General features: G+C 45.4%; 15 protein-coding genes. 3 read left to right on the top strand and 12 right to left on the bottom strand.

Features of this window, described 5'->3' with window-relative positions:
- The first annotated feature begins 47 nt into the window (after positions 1 to 47).
- Positions 48 to 1,037: an FAD:protein FMN transferase gene (locus ABZR88_RS11285; protein ID WP_211309852.1), complete on the top strand. Its 990-nt coding sequence runs from the start codon at positions 48 to 50 to the stop codon at positions 1,035 to 1,037.
- On the opposite strand, the gene ABZR88_RS11290 is transcribed toward ABZR88_RS11285, so the two are convergent.
- The 4 genes from ABZR88_RS11290 to ABZR88_RS11305 form a co-directional block, all read right to left on the bottom strand.
- Entirely contained in the window at positions 1,031 to 3,223 is a 2,193-nt protein-coding gene (locus tag ABZR88_RS11290) for a PepSY domain-containing protein (RefSeq protein ID WP_107830316.1), read from the bottom strand. The two genes, ABZR88_RS11285 and ABZR88_RS11290, sit on opposite strands and share 7 nt — an antisense overlap.
- Before the next feature lie 19 nt (positions 3,224 to 3,242).
- A complete protein-coding gene (locus tag ABZR88_RS11295; RefSeq protein ID WP_107830317.1) occupies positions 3,243 to 3,728 on the bottom strand; it encodes a DUF2271 domain-containing protein in 486 nt (161 codons plus the stop codon).
- A gap of 5 nt (positions 3,729 to 3,733) precedes the next feature.
- A complete protein-coding gene (locus ABZR88_RS11300) occupies positions 3,734 to 5,389 on the bottom strand; it encodes an ankyrin repeat domain-containing protein (RefSeq protein WP_107830318.1) in 1,656 nt (551 codons plus the stop codon).
- Between the two features lie 87 nt (positions 5,390 to 5,476).
- A complete protein-coding gene (locus tag ABZR88_RS11305; RefSeq protein WP_107830320.1) occupies positions 5,477 to 8,350 on the bottom strand; it encodes a TonB-dependent receptor in 2,874 nt (957 codons plus the stop codon).
- 248 nt (positions 8,351 to 8,598) lie between these two features.
- Here ABZR88_RS11305 and ABZR88_RS11310 point away from each other — a divergent pair, with 248 nt between their 5' ends.
- Positions 8,599 to 9,909, top strand: a complete 1,311-nt coding sequence (locus ABZR88_RS11310; RefSeq protein WP_107830322.1) for a PAS domain S-box protein — start codon at positions 8,599 to 8,601, stop codon at positions 9,907 to 9,909.
- 56 nt (positions 9,910 to 9,965) lie between these two features.
- Here the strand turns inward: ABZR88_RS11310 and ABZR88_RS11315 are convergent, their stop codons facing one another.
- Entirely contained in the window at positions 9,966 to 10,721 is a 756-nt protein-coding gene (locus ABZR88_RS11315; RefSeq protein WP_107830324.1) for an SDR family oxidoreductase, read from the bottom strand.
- 131 nt (positions 10,722 to 10,852) lie between these two features.
- Between ABZR88_RS11315 and ABZR88_RS11320 the strand changes: the two genes are divergently transcribed.
- Complete coding sequence (locus ABZR88_RS11320; RefSeq protein WP_107830326.1) at positions 10,853 to 11,248, top strand: helix-turn-helix domain-containing protein; 396 nt, start codon at positions 10,853 to 10,855, stop codon at positions 11,246 to 11,248.
- A gap of 14 nt (positions 11,249 to 11,262) precedes the next feature.
- Here ABZR88_RS11320 and ABZR88_RS11325 read toward each other — a convergent pair whose 3' ends face one another.
- The 7 genes from ABZR88_RS11325 to ABZR88_RS11355 form a co-directional block, all read right to left on the bottom strand.
- A complete protein-coding gene (locus tag ABZR88_RS11325) occupies positions 11,263 to 11,745 on the bottom strand; it encodes a VOC family protein (protein ID WP_211309853.1) in 483 nt (160 codons plus the stop codon).
- Between the two features lie 169 nt (positions 11,746 to 11,914).
- Entirely contained in the window at positions 11,915 to 14,083 is a 2,169-nt protein-coding gene (locus ABZR88_RS11330) for a TonB-dependent receptor (RefSeq protein WP_107830328.1), read from the bottom strand.
- Between the two features lie 54 nt (positions 14,084 to 14,137).
- Complete coding sequence (locus ABZR88_RS11335; protein ID WP_107830330.1) at positions 14,138 to 14,533, bottom strand: hypothetical protein; 396 nt, start codon at positions 14,531 to 14,533, stop codon at positions 14,138 to 14,140.
- Between the two features lie 101 nt (positions 14,534 to 14,634).
- Complete coding sequence (locus ABZR88_RS11340) at positions 14,635 to 15,849, bottom strand: MFS transporter (protein WP_107830332.1); 1,215 nt, start codon at positions 15,847 to 15,849, stop codon at positions 14,635 to 14,637.
- A 50-nt stretch (positions 15,850 to 15,899) separates the two neighbouring features.
- Entirely contained in the window at positions 15,900 to 16,553 is a 654-nt protein-coding gene (locus ABZR88_RS11345; protein WP_107830334.1) for a FadR/GntR family transcriptional regulator, read from the bottom strand.
- Positions 16,554 to 16,631: 78 nt separating this feature from the next.
- Positions 16,632 to 17,063, bottom strand: a complete 432-nt coding sequence (locus tag ABZR88_RS11350; protein WP_107830336.1) for a DUF1801 domain-containing protein — start codon at positions 17,061 to 17,063, stop codon at positions 16,632 to 16,634.
- 115 nt (positions 17,064 to 17,178) lie between these two features.
- Complete coding sequence (locus ABZR88_RS11355; protein WP_107830338.1) at positions 17,179 to 18,207, bottom strand: hypothetical protein; 1,029 nt, start codon at positions 18,205 to 18,207, stop codon at positions 17,179 to 17,181.
- Positions 18,208 to 18,305 lie beyond the last annotated feature (98 nt).

Consider the following 18,305-nt stretch of genomic DNA (forward strand, 5'->3'; position numbering starts at 1 on the left):
GAAGCCGGGCACCGCAATGGTCCCGGCTTTTTTATGAAATTTGCCGTATGAAGCGTTGCTTATTACTCTTGCTTTTCTTTGCTACAACCGTGCACGCACAGGTGTTGCGCAAGCGCACCACTTTATTAATGGGCGGCCGGTTTGAAATTACCATTGTGGCTAAAGACTCGCTTACTGCCGAGCAGAATATTGATACCTGTATCAAAGAGATCAGTCGTATTGAATACCTCATCTCCGACTGGAAGCCGCAAACACAGGTGTCAGAAGTGAACCGCAATGCGGGCATTAAACCGGTAAAGGTAAATCGTGAGGTATTTGAATTGACGCAGCGTGCGCTCAAACTATCAAAAGCAACAGACGGCGCATTTGATATCAGCTTTGCCGCAATGGAGAAGATCTGGAAGTTTGATGGCTCAATGACCGAAATGCCATCGCCAGAGGCAGTAAAAAAATCAGTTGCCAAGGTTGGTTATCAGCACATCTTATTAGATAGCGTTAACTCTACCATCTATTTAGAACAGCCAGGCATGAAGATTGGTTTTGGCGCCCTGGGCGAGGGCTATGCCGGCGATCGCTGCCGCAACATGATGCTGGCCAGAGGTATTAAGGCAGGCATTATCAATGCTACCGGCGATATGGCAACCTGGGGCACACAACCCAATGGCCGCCCCTGGAATATTGGCATTACCAACCCATTCCATCCGGATACCATATTTGCGGTAATTCCGCTGCATAACCGGGCCATGGTAACATCAGGCAGCTATGAGAAATTTGTGATGCTCAATGGCAAACGCTATGCCCATATCATTAACCCTAAAACCGGCTACCCTGCAAGCGGATTAATCAGCGTAAGTATTACCGGCCCGAGCGCAGAACAGGCCAACGGTTTCAGCACGTCTATGATGGTGCTGGGTAAAGAAAAAGCGTTGCAATTCATCAAAAAACATCCGGCATACCACTACCTGATCATTACTGATGACGGGCAGATCATCGCATCCAAATCATTGGCTTTAAAAACCAAACTACGGCTTCAATAGCAATCCATCAGGATCTGACTATGCGATTGGAAATAACTGATTGGATGATGTGTAAACGCTGCGCAAATTGAATCGAGCAGACGCAGCACATCCTTTTGCATGGCTAGTGAACCACAAAGCATTAGTATTCCCCCCTCCTGCAACGTCTTCGCAATAAATGAAGCGTCGGCAGCCAGCAGGTCGCTAACATATTGTTTTTCGCCCTCGCGGGATAGCGCCAGCCTTAGCTGTTCCAGTCTCCCCAGGTTTTGCTGCTCTTTTAAAAAATCTGCATAAGGCTCAAATGACGCTTTTTGCCTGAATCCGCAATATAGGCTAACAACAGTTTGACTCTTGTTTTGAGCAATCATACCTAAAAATGGCGCAATGCCAGTACCGTTGGCTATCATCACTACCGATGGGGCTTCAACAGGAAAACGGAAATGCGGATTTTCAACAATGCGTGCCTGCAACAAATCGCCGGCATTTAATCGATGTAGAAACTCCGACCCTAAACCACCTTGATGCAGTTTCACGCTCAGCTGGATCTGGTCATCAACCATGCCGATAGAATACAACCGTTCGCGATGATCACCAGCCGGATAAATAGCCAGGAGATCTCCCGAGGTGACTTTCGTACTCCGTTTGGTTTCCAGTCGTAGTAAAAAGGTCTGGCTATCGTTGCCGGTTTTAGTATTACTAATCACCCTGAGTTTCCTTAGCTTTTTAGGCAATTGGGTAAGTTCTAAAGGTAAGCTTAGATCGATATTGCTTTGCTGCGACCACGCCTCAGCCCAAAGACTAAAATCTGCAGGTGATTTATCGTTCACCGTATGGATATCAATTAACGGCTCGGCCCAATTAGTTTTCAATAAAGATTGATTCACTTCGAACGCAAACTTGCAGAAATCAGGATAAGCGTGCGAGCCAAAACCTAATACCGAATATTTGACCGTTTGTTGTTGTGGATATTTGCTCATCAACGCTGCAAACTTTGACGCATTGGATGGCGCATCTCCCACGCCATAAGTAGCCGTCATGATGATAAATTGACCAGCCTGCGGGAATACCTCGTAACTGTTAAGGTCTGTTAAGTATGCTTTATATCCTTGCTTAATCAATTGCCGGTAAACCGAAGCTGCATAAACCGTAGTGCTGCCATTTTCTGACCCGGTAAGGATAATGATCTGGCTTTCATCAGCCTTAAACTTATTTTTTACCCTCCCCGATCTCCTTTTTAAAGTAATGGCAAAGCCCGACCAAATGAAAAACAAAATATTTGCCGAAGCCACTGCCAGCACCAAAGCCCAAATGATATTTGAACGGCCGGTATGCAGCTCTAAACTAAGGTTTAGCCAGATGGTAGTTTTTTGGTGACTGATGTTGCTTAACACATCGCCGGTAAACTGGTTAACCACCAGCTCACGGTCTTGCAGTTTCAGCGTAAAATAATCTTCAGGAAATTCAGAGAACGGAAACTGAATAGTACGTACATCGGCCAGCAAGGTATTTTTGAAGACCGGAAACTCTGCCAGCTTGCGCTGAGGATCGGTTTTCATGTGGTCGATGTCAATCTTGTGGACAATCTTTTTATCCGGAAAGAAATTAAAACGAGACAGCGACAGGTACGTGCCCGTTAACGCGATAATAATGATAGGAATAAGCGATAAACGCCCTAACACCACATGCCAGTATTGAGAAAAGTTCTCATTGACAATACGCGCAAAAAAACGCTTAAAACTACGCTGCCGCTGGATAACAAGCGCCGTACCCGAAACAGCAATTAATGACAACAGAAAGGCAATTACCCCAACAAACGCCCGCCCCGTTTCATGCAAAAACAACGAACGGTGAAAAGCGGTTACCCACTGGAAAAACTCGCTTTGTTTTGGCGGCGCGCCTAACACTTTGCCTGTGCGGGCATCAACACAGGCCAGTACCTTTTTTCCCGCAGCATCGGTGCCTTTAACGGTTACAAAACCGTAGGTATCCACGTCAATATCTGTTATCCCCGGGTAGGTCTTCTTGAGTGTGGTAACGGCTTGCGCAACGGTAATTCGGTCAAAATCTTTAACGCGATAATTGCTCATCTGCTGGCCAATAGGCTCAAAAGCCAGGATGATGCCGGTTAATGAGGCCAGGGCCAGAAACAAAAAAGAAGATACAGCCAGGGCTAAGTGGCTGTATCTCCAGACAGAAATTGTCATCAGTATCTTTTAGAGTTATTTAGTTGGCACTGAAACGTACAAAGCGAATGTAGCCTGAGCCATCGTTTTTAGCAGTCAGTGCCTCTGTAGTCAACGGAATTTCCAGATCTTTTACGTTGTAATTTTTATCCTCTACGGCGCTTTCAAAACGCAATTTGTAACCAGCGTTGATCTTGCTGGTTTCCAGTTCAATCACATTAACACTACGATCGCCACCGGTTACCGATGCGCCGGTAATAGCGCTGATGTTAGATGGTTTTTTGGCATAAAACGTATGCCATTCTTTTAACGTTTTATACCATTTTTTATCAGAACCCAGCACGTATAAAGTTTTGTCGTAGTTCCCTTTTGGGTCGATAAGTGAGATAACAATGTAAGCGCCGTCGCCCATGTAATTGGTCATCTGGATGAGGCATTTATATTTAGTGGTTTGCGCCGATGCATTCAAGGTAAATGCAGCAAAAAAAGCCATCAGCAGCAACGCTGTTTTATAAATTTTAGGCATGAATGTTATTTAAGGAAGTTAACAGATACTTGATTTTTGGTAAGGGTTTCGTTAGCGCTGGCCAGATCATAGGCCGTCTCGTTAAAGCTCGTACCGAGCTCTTTTTTCGCACCGATGCTGAGCAGATACTTCATCATGGTATCGTCTTTAGCAATCATGGCCGCTTTGTGTAAAGCGGTGATACCTTCTTTATTTTTGGCATTAACATCTATATTCAGCGGTTGCAAGTGCTGCACCAATGCCAGATCATTTTTAGCAACAGCCAGGTGATACAGGGTATTGCCATTTTGCTGCGGCGCGGTGATATCCAGCCCTTTTGCTTTCAGCAAGTTTAGTTTGACATCCAAATCTTCCGGGCGCGGAGCATCAAATCTGCGCTCACCCGCACCGTAACCTTCTACTGCATAGTAAACCAGGTTATTTCCTTTTTTATCTAAAACCTTTACATCAGCTCCGCCGCCAATCAGGTAGCTGATTACTTGTGGCGAGTTGCTTTTAACAGCAAGCGTTAAAGCCGTTTGCCCTTGTGGAGTAGCCTGATTAATGTTTTTTACTTTAGGTAACAGCAAGGCAATCGTGGCCGTATCACGGTTACCTGAAGCCGCATTCATTAATGGTGTTAGACCGTCTTCGTCAGCTTGATTGACATCTACACCTTTGCTAAGAAAATATTGAATAATTTCTGTCTGCCCTTGCTTACGAGCCAGGTAATGCAACACGTTCTGTCCATCGGCACTAACAGCCGTGGCTTTTACGCCAACACTCTCCAGGTATTGATAAACAGGCAGACCGATAGTGTTGCCACCACCAAAAGCACCCTGTGCACCGCCAAAGCCCCCCTGACCACGACCAGCGCCTCCTTCACGATTGCCACCGCCTTGGCCGCGCTCAGCACCTCCCTGGCCACGCTCGCCCGCTCCTTGGCCGCCCATACCTGGGCCACCGAAACCTCCCCTACGGCCACCGCCGCCTTGTGCAGCCATTAGTATAGCTTGCTGGCTAACCGGTACGCCTTTGGCTAAAACAGCTTTCATCTGATCGATATTGCCGCTCTTAGCCGCATACGCAAATGCGTTATTACCTTTGGCGTCTGCACTCTTAACATCCAGCCCCTTACTAACAAAGTAATTGGTAAGTGCAAAATCTTTATCATTAGCAATAGCCAGCAAGAGCGCGTTAGCACCATCGCCGTTTACATTCTTTTTCAGATCGTCGCCATGTGCCAGCAGAATATCGTAAACCTTGGTGTTCGCCTGTCCGCTACCGGCTGCTGATGTAAGCGGTGTGGTACCGTGAGAGTCTTGTACGTTGACCTTTGCTCCTTTGCCCAATAAATATTCCATCAACTCTGTATTGCCGCGGGCGGCAGCCAAATGCAGGTAAGTACGACCATCGTGCGTTGGCTTGTTAATATCAGCCCCAGGTTGATCCAACAGATATTTTATAGTTTCTGTTGGCGCGCCAGCGTTAATGGCCATTGCAATTGGATCCATCGCCATGGCGTTTGATTGCGTTGCGCTATTGCCCTTGGCTACCTCAGCTTTCACGGCCGCCAGATCTGGGTTATTGCGCCAGAAAGATTGATCGAGCAGGGTATTTTGCTGCTGTGCTGCTGCAGCAAGCGACGCCATGGTTAGCATAGCGGTGAGTAGTTTCTTCATGTGGTGTTACCGTTTAAGTGCGACGAAGTTAATAAGAATAAGTCTAAATAAGAATAATAAATCAAATGTTTAAACTTTATAATTCTATCACTCTCCAGGACCGCCAGGACCGCCGCCAAAATCAGGACCACCGCGACCAGGGCCGCGGAAACCACCAGGACCACCATCAGGGGGGCTAGGACGCTGTCCCGCAAACTTTTGCAAGCGTAATGTGAAGCTGAGCAGGAAGTACCTGCCTAAACGATTGCTCTGTGTTTGCGTAATATAGCTACCACTTTGCGTGGTAGAAAAACCGGTGTTTTGGTTAAATAAATCAAAGGCTGATAACCTTAGTGCGCCTACATTTTGTTTCAAAAACTTCTTTTCAACGTAAGCATTCAGGATATTAGGATTGGTAGCACCGGCATATCCATAATAAAGCGCTTTTGAATAATCATAGCTCAGCGTCCAGGTGCCGAAGTAGTTTTTACCATTAGCGCCCAGCGTCAACGTTCTGAAATTGTTGTTCAGGTTGTTCTGTGTTAACGAGTTGTTGGTACGTGTAATACCATAGCTGCCATTTATCTCGGCATCAATCACATTCGTTATATCTGTACGGAAGCGGATGCCCTGAGTAAGGTTAAGGCTCTTGGCCAAGTTTTTCTCGGTAGTCATTTCATAAGTAGTCGGCGCTACGTTGCTGATATAAGAAATGTTATTGCTATAGCTAATGTTACCGTTAAACATCAGCGTATAACGTCGCTCCTGCCAGGGCTTGGCATATACATAGTTGCCAGATGCGGTATAGAAACCGTCCGCGTTCTGATATCTGGTTAATATGGTACCCGCCAGGTTTTTATCTGGCGTATACGTGGTTGGGTAAGTGATGCTATTGGCAACAATTTTATTGCTGGTTTGGGTGAAGCCCAGGTTGGCAAAGAACACGTTACCCGACTGAAAATCAAACTGATTATACCTGATGGATACATTGTTGTTAAACTCTGGCTTCAAACTGGCGTTACCCTGAACCGGGTACAGGCTGTTAGAAAAATCGGTAACAGGTTGCAGCTCGCTATACGTAGGCTGATTGCTGGCCCCGCTATAGTTAAAGTTGAACGACTGGCTGCGCGACATGTTATAAACAAAACGAGCCGTAGGCGCAAAGTTTAGCGTAGTTACACGCGTATCAACACCGGCTTTAGCCGAGTAGCCATCCAGCATAGTTGGCTGCAGGCCAATGCCCAGGGTATAATTGTATTTCTGTTCGATGAAACGATAGTTAAGGCCAACACGGTTGGTAATGAAATTGAAGGCATAATCATTGCTCAGCAAATCATAGCGGTTACGCACGTTGCCTGTAGCAAGCGTATCGGTTTCTTTATCAGATGTGGTACGGCCATAGTGATAGGCATAGTTCAGCTCCATGAATGAGCGTTTGCTCAGTGGCTCCATATAAGAAAACTGGGTACCGATACTATCCAACCTGACGTTGGTGCTGATCAGTTGGTTGGCAGGAGCACTGCGTGTACCCGCTATATAATCATAAACAGGATTTTGCGTTTGCGTTAATGAGGTTGATCCCGCGCTAACATTAACGCTGAAGTTACGACCGGAAGTACCAAATTTATGGAGATACAACACGTTGGTGCCATAATTTGGCGATGTTGAATTGAGCGTAGATGTTAAATTATAGTTGCTGATAGTAGCGTTATTCCGCGTAAGCAAACTACCCTGTGTTAGCGATGTATTAACACCGGCGTAGCTAAACGTTGGGGATATTTTCACATAGTTCAAATCGTTCGGTTTGTATTCAATGTTGAGGTTAAAACGATGATTGAGCTTATCGTCAGTCTGATTATTATTGGTATTGTTAATACTTGGCGACGTTAACGAAGTATTATTCTGAATAGTTGAACTGATGGTATTCACGGTATTATCAGAAAAGCTATAGCTACCATAAACGGTTGTATATTTCCCCCACTGATCACGATAGTTCAAACCCGCAGAGCGGGTATCGGTAATACCATTGCTGTTTGCCGATGTACCCGGACCGCCCGGGCCACCACCACCGCGGCCACCAGGACCGCCGCTACGCGGACCGCCACCACCAAAGCTAAAAAGACTGGTATTTGTATTATTGAAATTAACCAACCCTGCCACCTGCTGATCGCCGTTGAACTTAAACAGGGTACCCGATACCAGGTGCCTGCTATCTGCATCCTTACTAACCACAGCATCTTGTGCATCGGCACCGCCGCCAACATTGGCCTGGCCAAAGTAGCCGTAGTTTTTATCGGCCTTAATAGTAATATTTAGCACCTTTTCTGGCTCGCCGGTCTTCAGGCCTGTCAGATTAGCCTGATCGCCGTAGTCATCAATAATTTGTATGTTTTGTACAATGTTAGCTGGCAGGTTTTGAGTGGCGGTCTTTACGTCGCCATTAAAGAAATCTTTACCGTTTACACGCACTTTGGTTACGCTTTTGCCCTGGGCGGTTACATTGCCGTCTTTATCTACATCTACACCCGGCAGTTTCTTAATCACATCTTCTACCGGCGCCCCCTCCTGCACTTTATAGGCGTTAGCGTTAAACTCAATGGTATCCTCCTTCAATTTAACAGGATTAACGCCGGTTACCGTAACCGTTTTAAGTACTGTTGAACTGGTTTTTAGTACGATAGCCGGAAGGTTGATCAACGTACCGGCATCCGCAGGTGCATAATTTTGTTTGAAGTTGTTATAGCCAATAGCAGAGATATGCAATGCAAACTGGCTTGCCGGGATATTCTTAATAGTAAAAGTACCGTTCATGCCGGTACTGAGCGATACACTGTCTTTTCCGGTTAGCAAAGTAACGGTAGCGCCGGGGACGGTTAGCCCCGTAGTGTCTTTAACCAAACCGGTTACAGTATAGCTTTTTTGGGCTATTGCCAGCTTGGTTAAAACCACCAATAATATGAGTGATAAAATTCTTTTTAACATAACGTTTCGAGCTTATTATGGCGCAATATGCATAATAACGGAGCGGCAAATTTGAAAAGTAGACGAGCAGGCAGAATATGGCGACGATTCCCACCAATGAGACGACGGCTTTTACGCACACGTGCACAAATTCAGATCCATGCAATCAATCTCAATAAAATTGCAGTTAGATTTCAATCGGGGTAGTTAAAGCAATTAACTGGCGTATTTGCTATCTTCGAGACTTCTACCGAACTTATCATCTTTCTATGAAGCAGCCCCTTTCAAAGCCCACACAATTTAAACCGTGGATTGCCTACCGCAACTACGTAGAAGCGGCTTTGCAGCCGCCATCGGCCGGGCAAACCAGAGACGCCGAATATTTGTCAAATCGCCTGTTTACCCAGGCTATAGTTTACGGTTTACCTGCCGGTTTTTTGGCGCTTATTCCGGCTGTGTACGTTTCTTTAAAAAAAGGGAATTTATACCTGAGCATTTTCGGCACGGTTATGATGCTGGTAGTGGCACTGGTTTCACTCGTTCCACGCTTGCCCATGTCGCTACGCAAATTAACCGTTTCCGGTGCCCTTGTGCTTACTGCCGTTATGCTCATTGCTTTTATGGGGTCATTCGGTATAGGCTGTACTTACCTGCTTACCTGCAGCGCATTTTACGCGCTGCATTTCTCCGGTAAATTTGCGTGGCGGGCCATGTGGGTCAATATTGGTGTATGCTTAGCATTTGCGTTAGGTATAGCTTTAAAACTAATCCATACTGAAGCGCTGGCAAAAGTGACACTGATGGACTGGCTTACCTATTCGGTCAACTTTCTATTTTTGAATAGTGTTATTGTGGTAATGATCCGCCAAACCATTGCCCGGCTGGAACGCACCATGCGCAAGGAGGCCGAAATTCACGAAGAACTAAAAAATGAGTTTTTTGAAAAGCAGCTTTTGCACCTTTCACTGCGCGAGTCTGAAAAACGGTACCGAACGTTGTTTACACTAAGCCCATCAGCCAAATTGGTCTTTAGTATTGAGACGCTAAATTTTTTAGAGACCAATAAAGCGGCAACTGAAATTTATGGCTATTCAGAAAAAGAATTTCTGGAACTAAGGCTAACAGACCTTCATTTGGATGAAGACATCCCCTTTCTGTTAAAATATATCGAGGAAGAGCCTCATACTGATGGCTCCCTCCCAACGCTCGTCGCCCGGCACATTCGCAAAGACGGCTCACTAATACATGTGGAAGTGCTGCGCAGCAATATCAGCCTAAAAGGAAAATCGGCGCGGATGATTGTGGTTAATGATATTACCCGGCAGGTAGAGCAGGTAGAAGCTATCCAAAAACAAAATGAAAAGCTGAAGGAGATTGCCTATATTCAATCGCACCTGGTGCGGATGCCGCTCACCAAAATCATGGCACTCACCCAACTTATTGCCGACGAATTTAAAGGCAATGGCGACCCCAAATTATTGGAAGCCCTTTCTCAATCTGCAGACGAACTGGACCAGCACATCCGCAAGATTATTGGAGAAACGTCAACCATTCTGGATTATCCGGATAAAAAAAAGTGAGTGGGCACATATAACATGCACCCGCTCACTTTTATTCATCATCATCAAACTTATTATTATAAGTTATACATACCCCCATCGGCAATCAGCTCAGATCCTAACAGGAAAGTAGAATCATCAGACGCAAAGAAGGTAACCACCTTGGCCAGTTCTTCCATGGTACCAAAACGGCCAATAGGCACTTGTTCAACAATGGCATTTCCCATTTGTTGTAATTGTTCCTGGGTAAGGCCAAGCTTATCGGTTGAGTGGAACGGGGTGCCCACCGGACCGGGGCTTACCGCATTTACACGTATTTTGCGCGGCAATAGCTCGGCAGCCAGGTTTTTAGTAAGCGATAACAAGGCAGCTTTACTTGCAGCATAAACGCTGGCACCAGCCATGCCAATATGGGCATTGATAGAAGTATTAAAGACAATGGAACCGCCCTCCTTTACCAGTGGTAATAATTGTTGCAGGCTAAAATAAGCACCTTTAAAGTTGATGTCCATAATCTCATCAAACATCTCTTCGGTCATTTGTTCAACAGAGTTAAACTTGCCCATACCGGCATTGATAAAAACAATATCTATCTGCGGAGCTATAGCTTTCACTTTATTACCCAACTCTTTTATCTGTTGCATGCTGTTGCTATCGGCAACTACACCAAAGGCGCTTTCGCCCAGTTGGGCAACGGCCTCATCTATTGATTTCTGGTTACGACCGGTGATGATCACTTTGGCGCCCTGAGCTATAAACTCTTGTGCTGTGGCAAAACCGATACCGCTGTTTCCACCGGTAATTACTGCTGTTTTATTGGCTAATTTTTTCATTACTTTTGTTTTAGTAGCACAAATCTACATTGGGATTGAACCCGCGTCAAGAATGTACCATTTTGTACGGTACGCACTAAAAAGTAGGTTATGGCTGCGTTTGAAGATAGCGAAACTTTGCGTTTTTTAAAATGACAAAACAAAGACATCCCGAATACACCTGCGCCATGTCAGCAGCGCTCAGCGTAATAACCGGCAAGTGGAAAATCCAAATTCTAAACCAGTTAATGAGCGGCCCGATGCGTTACAGCGAGATCCACCGCAACATTCTCGGCCTTACCGAAAAGATGCTTTCGCAGCAATTACGGGAGCTGGAAGAAGATAAGATCATCCATCGCACAGTGTACCCAGAGGTTCCACCACGCGTTGAATATACTTTTACCGACCTGGGCAAAGAGCTGGCCACTATTTTCTATGCCCTAGAAAAATGGGGCGCAAACTTTTTGACGGCCAACCGCGATAGCATTAAAGTAGCAGATGAAAGCTGTTACACCTTCAGGGAGATGCCTAAAGAGATGATTGCTTAATAGCTCCTACCTTGTTATTTTTCGGCAGGCTCAAACAGTTCTATCTTGTTGCCTTCCATGTCCAGAATATGCGCAAATTTGCCGTACTCATAGGTTTCAACTTTGTCTAATACGGTTACGCCTTCCTTTTTCAATTCTTCTACCAACGCTTCCAGGTTTTCAACCCTGTAGTTAATCATAAAGTCTTTGGTTGAGGGTTCAAAATACTTGGTCTTTTCTGCAAAGGGCGTCCACAGTGTGTATCCTTTGTTGGTGGTGTCGGTACCATGATGCCAGTCGAACTTGGCTCCGTACGGACTCACATCAAAACCGAGATGGGTTTTGTACCATTCTCTCATCTTTTCAGGATCATTGCATTTAAAGAAAATGCCGCCAATACCGGTTACTCGTTTCATTTTTATATTGTTTTGATTGGATTTGGTTAAAACTGATTTAAATGCGAAACCAGAACCGAATGATGTGGCCAATGCCAAAATTACAGCTACGTTTTTGATCATCTGCTTGTGTGTTTAAGTTGGTGTTTTCGCTGATTGGGGTTAACGTAAATTTATGATTTTTTGGCTGTTATTGTAACAGCTAACCAGAATCAAATCACAACTAAACAGCATAAAAAAAGTCCTCCACGGCATTACCGGGAGGACTTTCATTATCATCACTATCAGTTTACTAAAGCACCTTTATTCTGATGCCTGCATTTACTACTGCCCCATCCAGCGGTGCGTAAATGTCTTTAAAGATTGGGCTTGATGTTGGCCCAGTGTAAATCTGCCCCCATTTGCTCTGGCGCTGGTCGGTCAGGTTTTCGGCATTGATGAATATGTCAAAATGCTTCCACATCTTTTGTACCAACAAGCCAAAGGTCCAATAACCGCGACCGGTAGTACCGTCGCCCAATAGTTGTGAGCTGGTATAAAAGCCCTCCACACCTGCACGGAAACAGTTTTCGATCTCATAGGTTACGTCAGCATTTAACTGATGCTTCGGTGTGAGCGTTTGTGCGCTAGTCAATCCATTAAAGTGGCGCTGCACATCGGTATAGGTATAGCCCAGATAAATGCCCAGTTCATCCATCAGCAATTTAACATTGGTTTCTGCGCCTTTGCTGGTCAGGTAGCCCGGCGCGTTAACAAAGGCATTGTGTTGCAGCACCAGCGGATCATTCACCTTGGTCAAGAAAACCAGCTGGTTAACCTGTAGAAAAGCATGACCTACTGCGCCTTTGTAGTTAACATCGGCATTGACACCTGCAGAATGCTCGGCCTTAATGGCACCAACGTTTAACGGTTGGAGATAGCGGTAGCCTTGCTCTTCAGCATCATCGTTAAAAATATCGGGCATCTTATAGCCCAAACCGCCACCAATGCGGCTGCTCCAATGTTCATCCAGCGTAAACAGTGTATTTACGCGCGGCAACAGGAACACGCCGTTTGATGGCGCCGCCGGCGATGGCGTATTGCCATCCAGCCTTAAACCGCTCTCAACCGCAAACCATTTGGCAGGCTTAAAGGTATTCTGCGCAAATACGCCACAGGTATTGCGGCTATAGCCCAGGTTTACACTGCCATTTTGAGGTGTTAGTTTATCGGTCCATATATCGGCACCGGCCACCCAGCTGGCATATTTACCGTTACGCACGTAGTTGGCCTCGGTATAAGATGATACCTGCGCTCCCTTAAAGCTGAACTGCGGCTGGTTGATGCTTCTGTTAAAGTAACCTACAGTGTTCTTAAAATTAAGCTGGCTGGCACTATCTAACTGGTGGGTATAAGATAACTGAGACGACAAACGATCACTGATATTATGCTCGAAGTATTGGTGCTGGCTATCGGTATTACCGGCAATCACCTGTATATCTCCGCCTAAGCGGTCTTCGTGCATTACGTTAACACCCAACCACAACGAATCTTTGCTGCCCATTTTCCAGAACAGTTTAGGATTAACCATAAAGCGGTTGGTTTTGGGGATGGCGGAGAAACCGGTATTACCCGCGTCAAAAGCGCCGTTGTAGTTATAAGAGCTAAAGATGGTTGTACCTACGTTTTTCCATTGCTTGCTGTAAAAGCCGCTTGCATCAGTGCCTTTTGCGGTGTTCTGGTTAATCAGGAATGACAGTTCGGGCTTTTTTGAAGGGGTTTTGCTGATAAGGTTAACCAAACCTGCAATAGCGCCGCCACCATATAGTGTAGAGGCCGATCCTTTAATAATCTCTACCTGTTTTAAGTTAAGGGGCGATACCTGTACCAGGCTTAACCCGCCTGAAAAACCATCATACATTGGCAAGCCGTCTTGCAGCAACTGCGTGTAACGGCTATCCAAACCCTGAATACGGAAACTGGCCATACCACTCACCGGCGAGGTGTTTTGAACGTGCACGCCGGTAATCTCGCCCAGCAGCATCCGAATGTCGCCGGGACGCATGGTACCTTTTTCGTCCAACTCTTCTGGAGGTAGGGCTTCAATACGGGTTGGTATATCGCTCCGGTTCCGACCTGTACGGTTGGTTTGGATCACCACCTCGGCCAACTCGCCCGACATCGGCTCCAGAAAAACTTCTATGTTTTGATCAGCGGTTTTCAGCGGAAAAGTAAATGTCTTTTCCTGAGCCATATAGCTCACCATGCTAATCTTTACATCGTATTTCCCGGCAGGGATATTTTTAATAGTGATACGACCACTTGTATCTGAAACTGCTCCAATTTTAAGAACTGGAATATAAGCCGTGGCACCGACCAAAGACTGTTTAGACTCGTCGTCTTTCACAACGAGGTGCAGGGTGTTTTGTGCGCGTGCCGAAAAAGACAGCAGCAGCACAACCCATAAAAATAGTTTGCGCATAAAAATTTTAGCGTTTGCGTAATAAAATAAATGAATAAATAGATGGAGGTACGCTTACGCTAAAGGAGGGCGCAATAAAGTAGGGTGATAGTCGCTTGGGGCGGCTGATAGATAAACGGCATTGAGTATAGACATGGCCGGCATTTGCACCGGTGTACTCAAAGGCGCCGCAGGATGAATGATCACGGCAAAAACAGCAGGGTGCTGAAATTGGAAAGCAGTGGATTTGCTCGGCTGATCATGCTGGTTATGACCTAACAGATCTTTACCATTGAGCAAGTAATCGCCAACAAAATCAAATACGCCTTTATCCTCAGGCGATACCACTTTTGCATAGGCCCGATACATACCCGGCAGCTCTTTCATCAATGAAAAATCGCCCAGCGGCAGCACAATAGCGCCGAAGAGCAGATGTCCCATCATCAAGAAAACAGCTATCCTTTTGATCATTGCTGCAAAGAAACGAAAATCATTCTATCCATACCAGAATGAATAATTAATAAACGTAGCCATAACGTTTAAATTATACGGTTATGGCTACGTTATAACAATTAGCGTGCCCGCTTATGTTCTAAATTAGGCAACAAACCGGTAAAGATGCCAATAAGGGGTAGGAAGGCGCAAATTTGAAACACATACTGCACGCTGGTTGCGTCCGCCAGTTTGCCTAATACGGCTGAACCCAAACCGCCCATGCCAAAAGCCAAACCAAAAAATAAACCGGCTATCAGACCAACTTTACCGGGTACCAGATCTGTAGCATAAACCAGAATAGCCGAGAAAGCCGATGAAATAATCAAACCGATGATAACAGATAGCGCCCCTGTCCAGAACAGCGAAGCATAAGGCAACATCAAGGTAAATGGCGCCACACCCAGGATAGAGATCCAGATGATGTATTTACGGCCAAAACGATCGCCCAGTGGGCCACCCAATAAAGTGCCAGCTGCTACAGCGCCCATAAAGGCAAACAGGTAAACCTGTGATTGCTGCAGCGACAAGTGGAACTTGCTGATCAGATAAAAAGTATAGTAACTGGTCATACTGGCCAGGTAGAAATATTTAGAAAAGATGAGGATCAACAAGATAAACAGCGAAAACAAGATCCTGTTACGCGACAATGCTTGTTGAGGCTCTGCAACAACCCTGGTTTTAGTAGCCTTTAAACTTAAATGCGCCTGATACCACCTGGCAATGCCCGATAGCACAATAATGCCCAGCAAGGCTGCAAAACAGAACCATACAATATAGAGCTGCCCGTGGGGCACCACAATCAAAGCGGCCAACAGCGGCCCAACGGCACTACCCGCATTGCCACCCAATTGAAAAATAGACTGCGCCAATCCTTTTTTACCGCCCGATGCCATGTGCGCCACTCTAGAAGATTCAGGGTGAAAGATGGATGAACCAATACCTATCAAGCTTACTGCCAGCAATACATTAACAAAGCTACCAGCAAATGCCACGGCCAGCAAGCCCAGCAAGGTAAAACTCATGCCTATGGCCAAAGAATACGGGCGCGGCTTTCTATCGGTATAAAAACCTACAAAGGGCTGCAAAATAGAAGCCGTTAGCTGGTACGTAAGCGTGATAAGGCCAATTTGTGTAAACGTTAGGTGGAATTTATCTTTTAACATAGGATACACTGATGGCACCACGGCCTGCAGCATATCGTTAAGAAAATGACCAAAACTGATGGTGAAGAGTACCGCAAAAACGGTTTGCTGAGCAACTTGCTTAGCCTGGATCTCGGTTTGATTGTTCATAGTTAAGATTTAAGATCAGATCATCTGATGAATTAAAACAAAAAATAAGATTATCTGTAGTTTATTATTTTTTCGGCTGTACGCCATGCGTTGGCGGTATCTCGCTCTACAATACAGTTTAGCAGTTGCTCATGCAGGTGATGCGTTTCTGTATAGGGATGAGTATTGTTATGTATCTGCAAAAACCATTGCTTTAGATGGATAGCGGCAGATTTATAAAGATCTGCCAGTATCTGGTTGCCTGATGCCTCTGCAATGGCTATATGAAACTGAATATCTGCTTCCACTGCAGCCTCTACCATATTGGCGTCAGCTGCTATTTTACGCTCGGTCAGATGCATGCTGATTTCTTCAATATTACGATCTGTGCGGTTAGCGGCTGCTTTCTCGGCAATCTTCATTTCCAGTAACTGCCTGATCTCGTCCAGATCGGTCACCTTAGCACGCTTTAAACGCTGATCCATTGGCTCTGCGCCGCTGGTTGTGCGCTCCACAAAAGTGCCCACCCCCTGCTGCACGCGCAACAAGCCGGAGTTAGCCAGCAGCTTAATAGCCTCGCGGATGGTAGAACGCCCTACCCCGAAAGCTTTCATCAACTCAGGCTCAATAGGCAGCTTTTCGTTCACCTTGTAATGGCCCAACGAAATCTGCTCCTGTAGCCTGGCTGCTACTTCTTCGGCTAATGATCTTTTCTGAATCAGCATTACATCATATCATCTGATGAATACAAATGTAAACAAAGATTTTACATCTGCAAATCCAGGAGCGCCTTAGTTTTAAATTTAATACTCATTTGTAACCTCAATTCCATATCGTATTGCCGCTACAAGTATGTCAATATTTATATCTCTTAGTTTTTTGAACTTAATGCAGTACCCGGTCACGCTCGCCTTGCCTATTTCTTGCCCAAAGGTTTGGGCTAAGTATGCTTTATCTTTTATACCCATAATGTAGACAGACATCCCGGTTGTGTTTGCGCTCAAACCAATTTGAAAAAACTCCCTGGTTTTTCCATCAGCATACCTTATGGTGTATGATCCATAGCCGATATTAGGATTACTAACCGTTTTATTTTCGCTGTTTTTACCATTATCGAACCATAATTTACGACCCGGTAAAGTTTGAAGTATGCGATGGTGCAGCCCTTGCATATCGCCGCGCTTTGGCTCTGGTTGGCTGGCGATATATGCTTTGATTTGTTCCTGTACTTCCATATGAAATATTAAACTATGGGCTACTTATTTCGCCTTTTCAAATCTCGCTTTATTTTGATTCTTCGCGCCATCTATTCCTCGCAATCTCAAAAATTCAATTAAACTGCGCCTTTGGCTAATTACCGGCATTCACGGTAGCACCAGTCATGCCATCTGGCCGGCCGATGCTAATCTTTTTGATTTCTTTTCTGGTTTTAAGGTCAACAACCGCGACATAGTTATCCGGCGTGCAGGAGATAAACATCCGGTTGTTGGTTTTATCTATGTAGATGCCCGCACCATGCCCAATCTGTATCTTTTGTTCTAATTGATGACTAAATGAGTTATAAAATAGCAGATCTCCGGTTTTAACGCTCACAATGGCTACGGTCTTTCCATCGGGTAATATCTTAAGACGATGCAGCCCTGGTACGTGTGTGTCAAAGTCAACTTTTACTTTTTTGGCGGCGAGATCAACAATTACCACATGGCCATCGGGTCGGGCAGTCCAGAGTTCCTTGCCATCGTCAGAAACATCAAAACCTTCGGCACCATAACCTACCTTGACAAGTGATTGACGCCATTCTGTTCTCGGCTTGGCATTAGCAGGTAAAACACCAGTGGGCGGCATATAGGGAGGCAATTGCTTTTTCTCATAAATACTGATAGTACCCGATTCAACATTGCTGGTATAAAACGTCTTTGCATTGGGCAGTAGATACATGAGATGTGTAAAATCCTGACCCGTACCTAACACTTCAACAGGTTTGTCGGCCTTCAAATCATAAGCCACTACACTCTTGGAACCCTGTGCCGTATACCACAGCGTATCTCTATGAAAAGCCATACCGTGTGGCACATAAAAAGGCCGGGTATCAATATCTTTAACCGGCTTCAAGCCTTTTAAATCGATCACATTGATGATATGCCCGGTTCCGGCTATCACGGCGTTGGATACGTAGGAGACACTTTGATCTGCCGATAAGGCGATTTCATGCGGGTCCTCACCTACCGGTATTTTGGCTACCAGGTTGAGGGACTGTCTGTCCAGTACCCACATTTGTTTTTCGCCCTTTGAGAGAAGCAGTATATAATCCTTGCTTTGTGCAAATGTTTGTTGCAGGCAACATAAACAGGCCAATAGCAGCACGTATCTTAATTTCATAGAGATGCATTTAAACAAGCTCGCAATTAATGAAAATCTGTTGCGCGTTCTGTTGAAAGCAAGTCATTTTGCGGTAACAAAAACATGCTTTAAAAAGC

This window comes from Mucilaginibacter yixingensis (assembly GCF_041080815.1).
GTDB classification, from domain to species: Bacteria; Bacteroidota; Bacteroidia; order Sphingobacteriales; family Sphingobacteriaceae; genus Mucilaginibacter; species Mucilaginibacter yixingensis.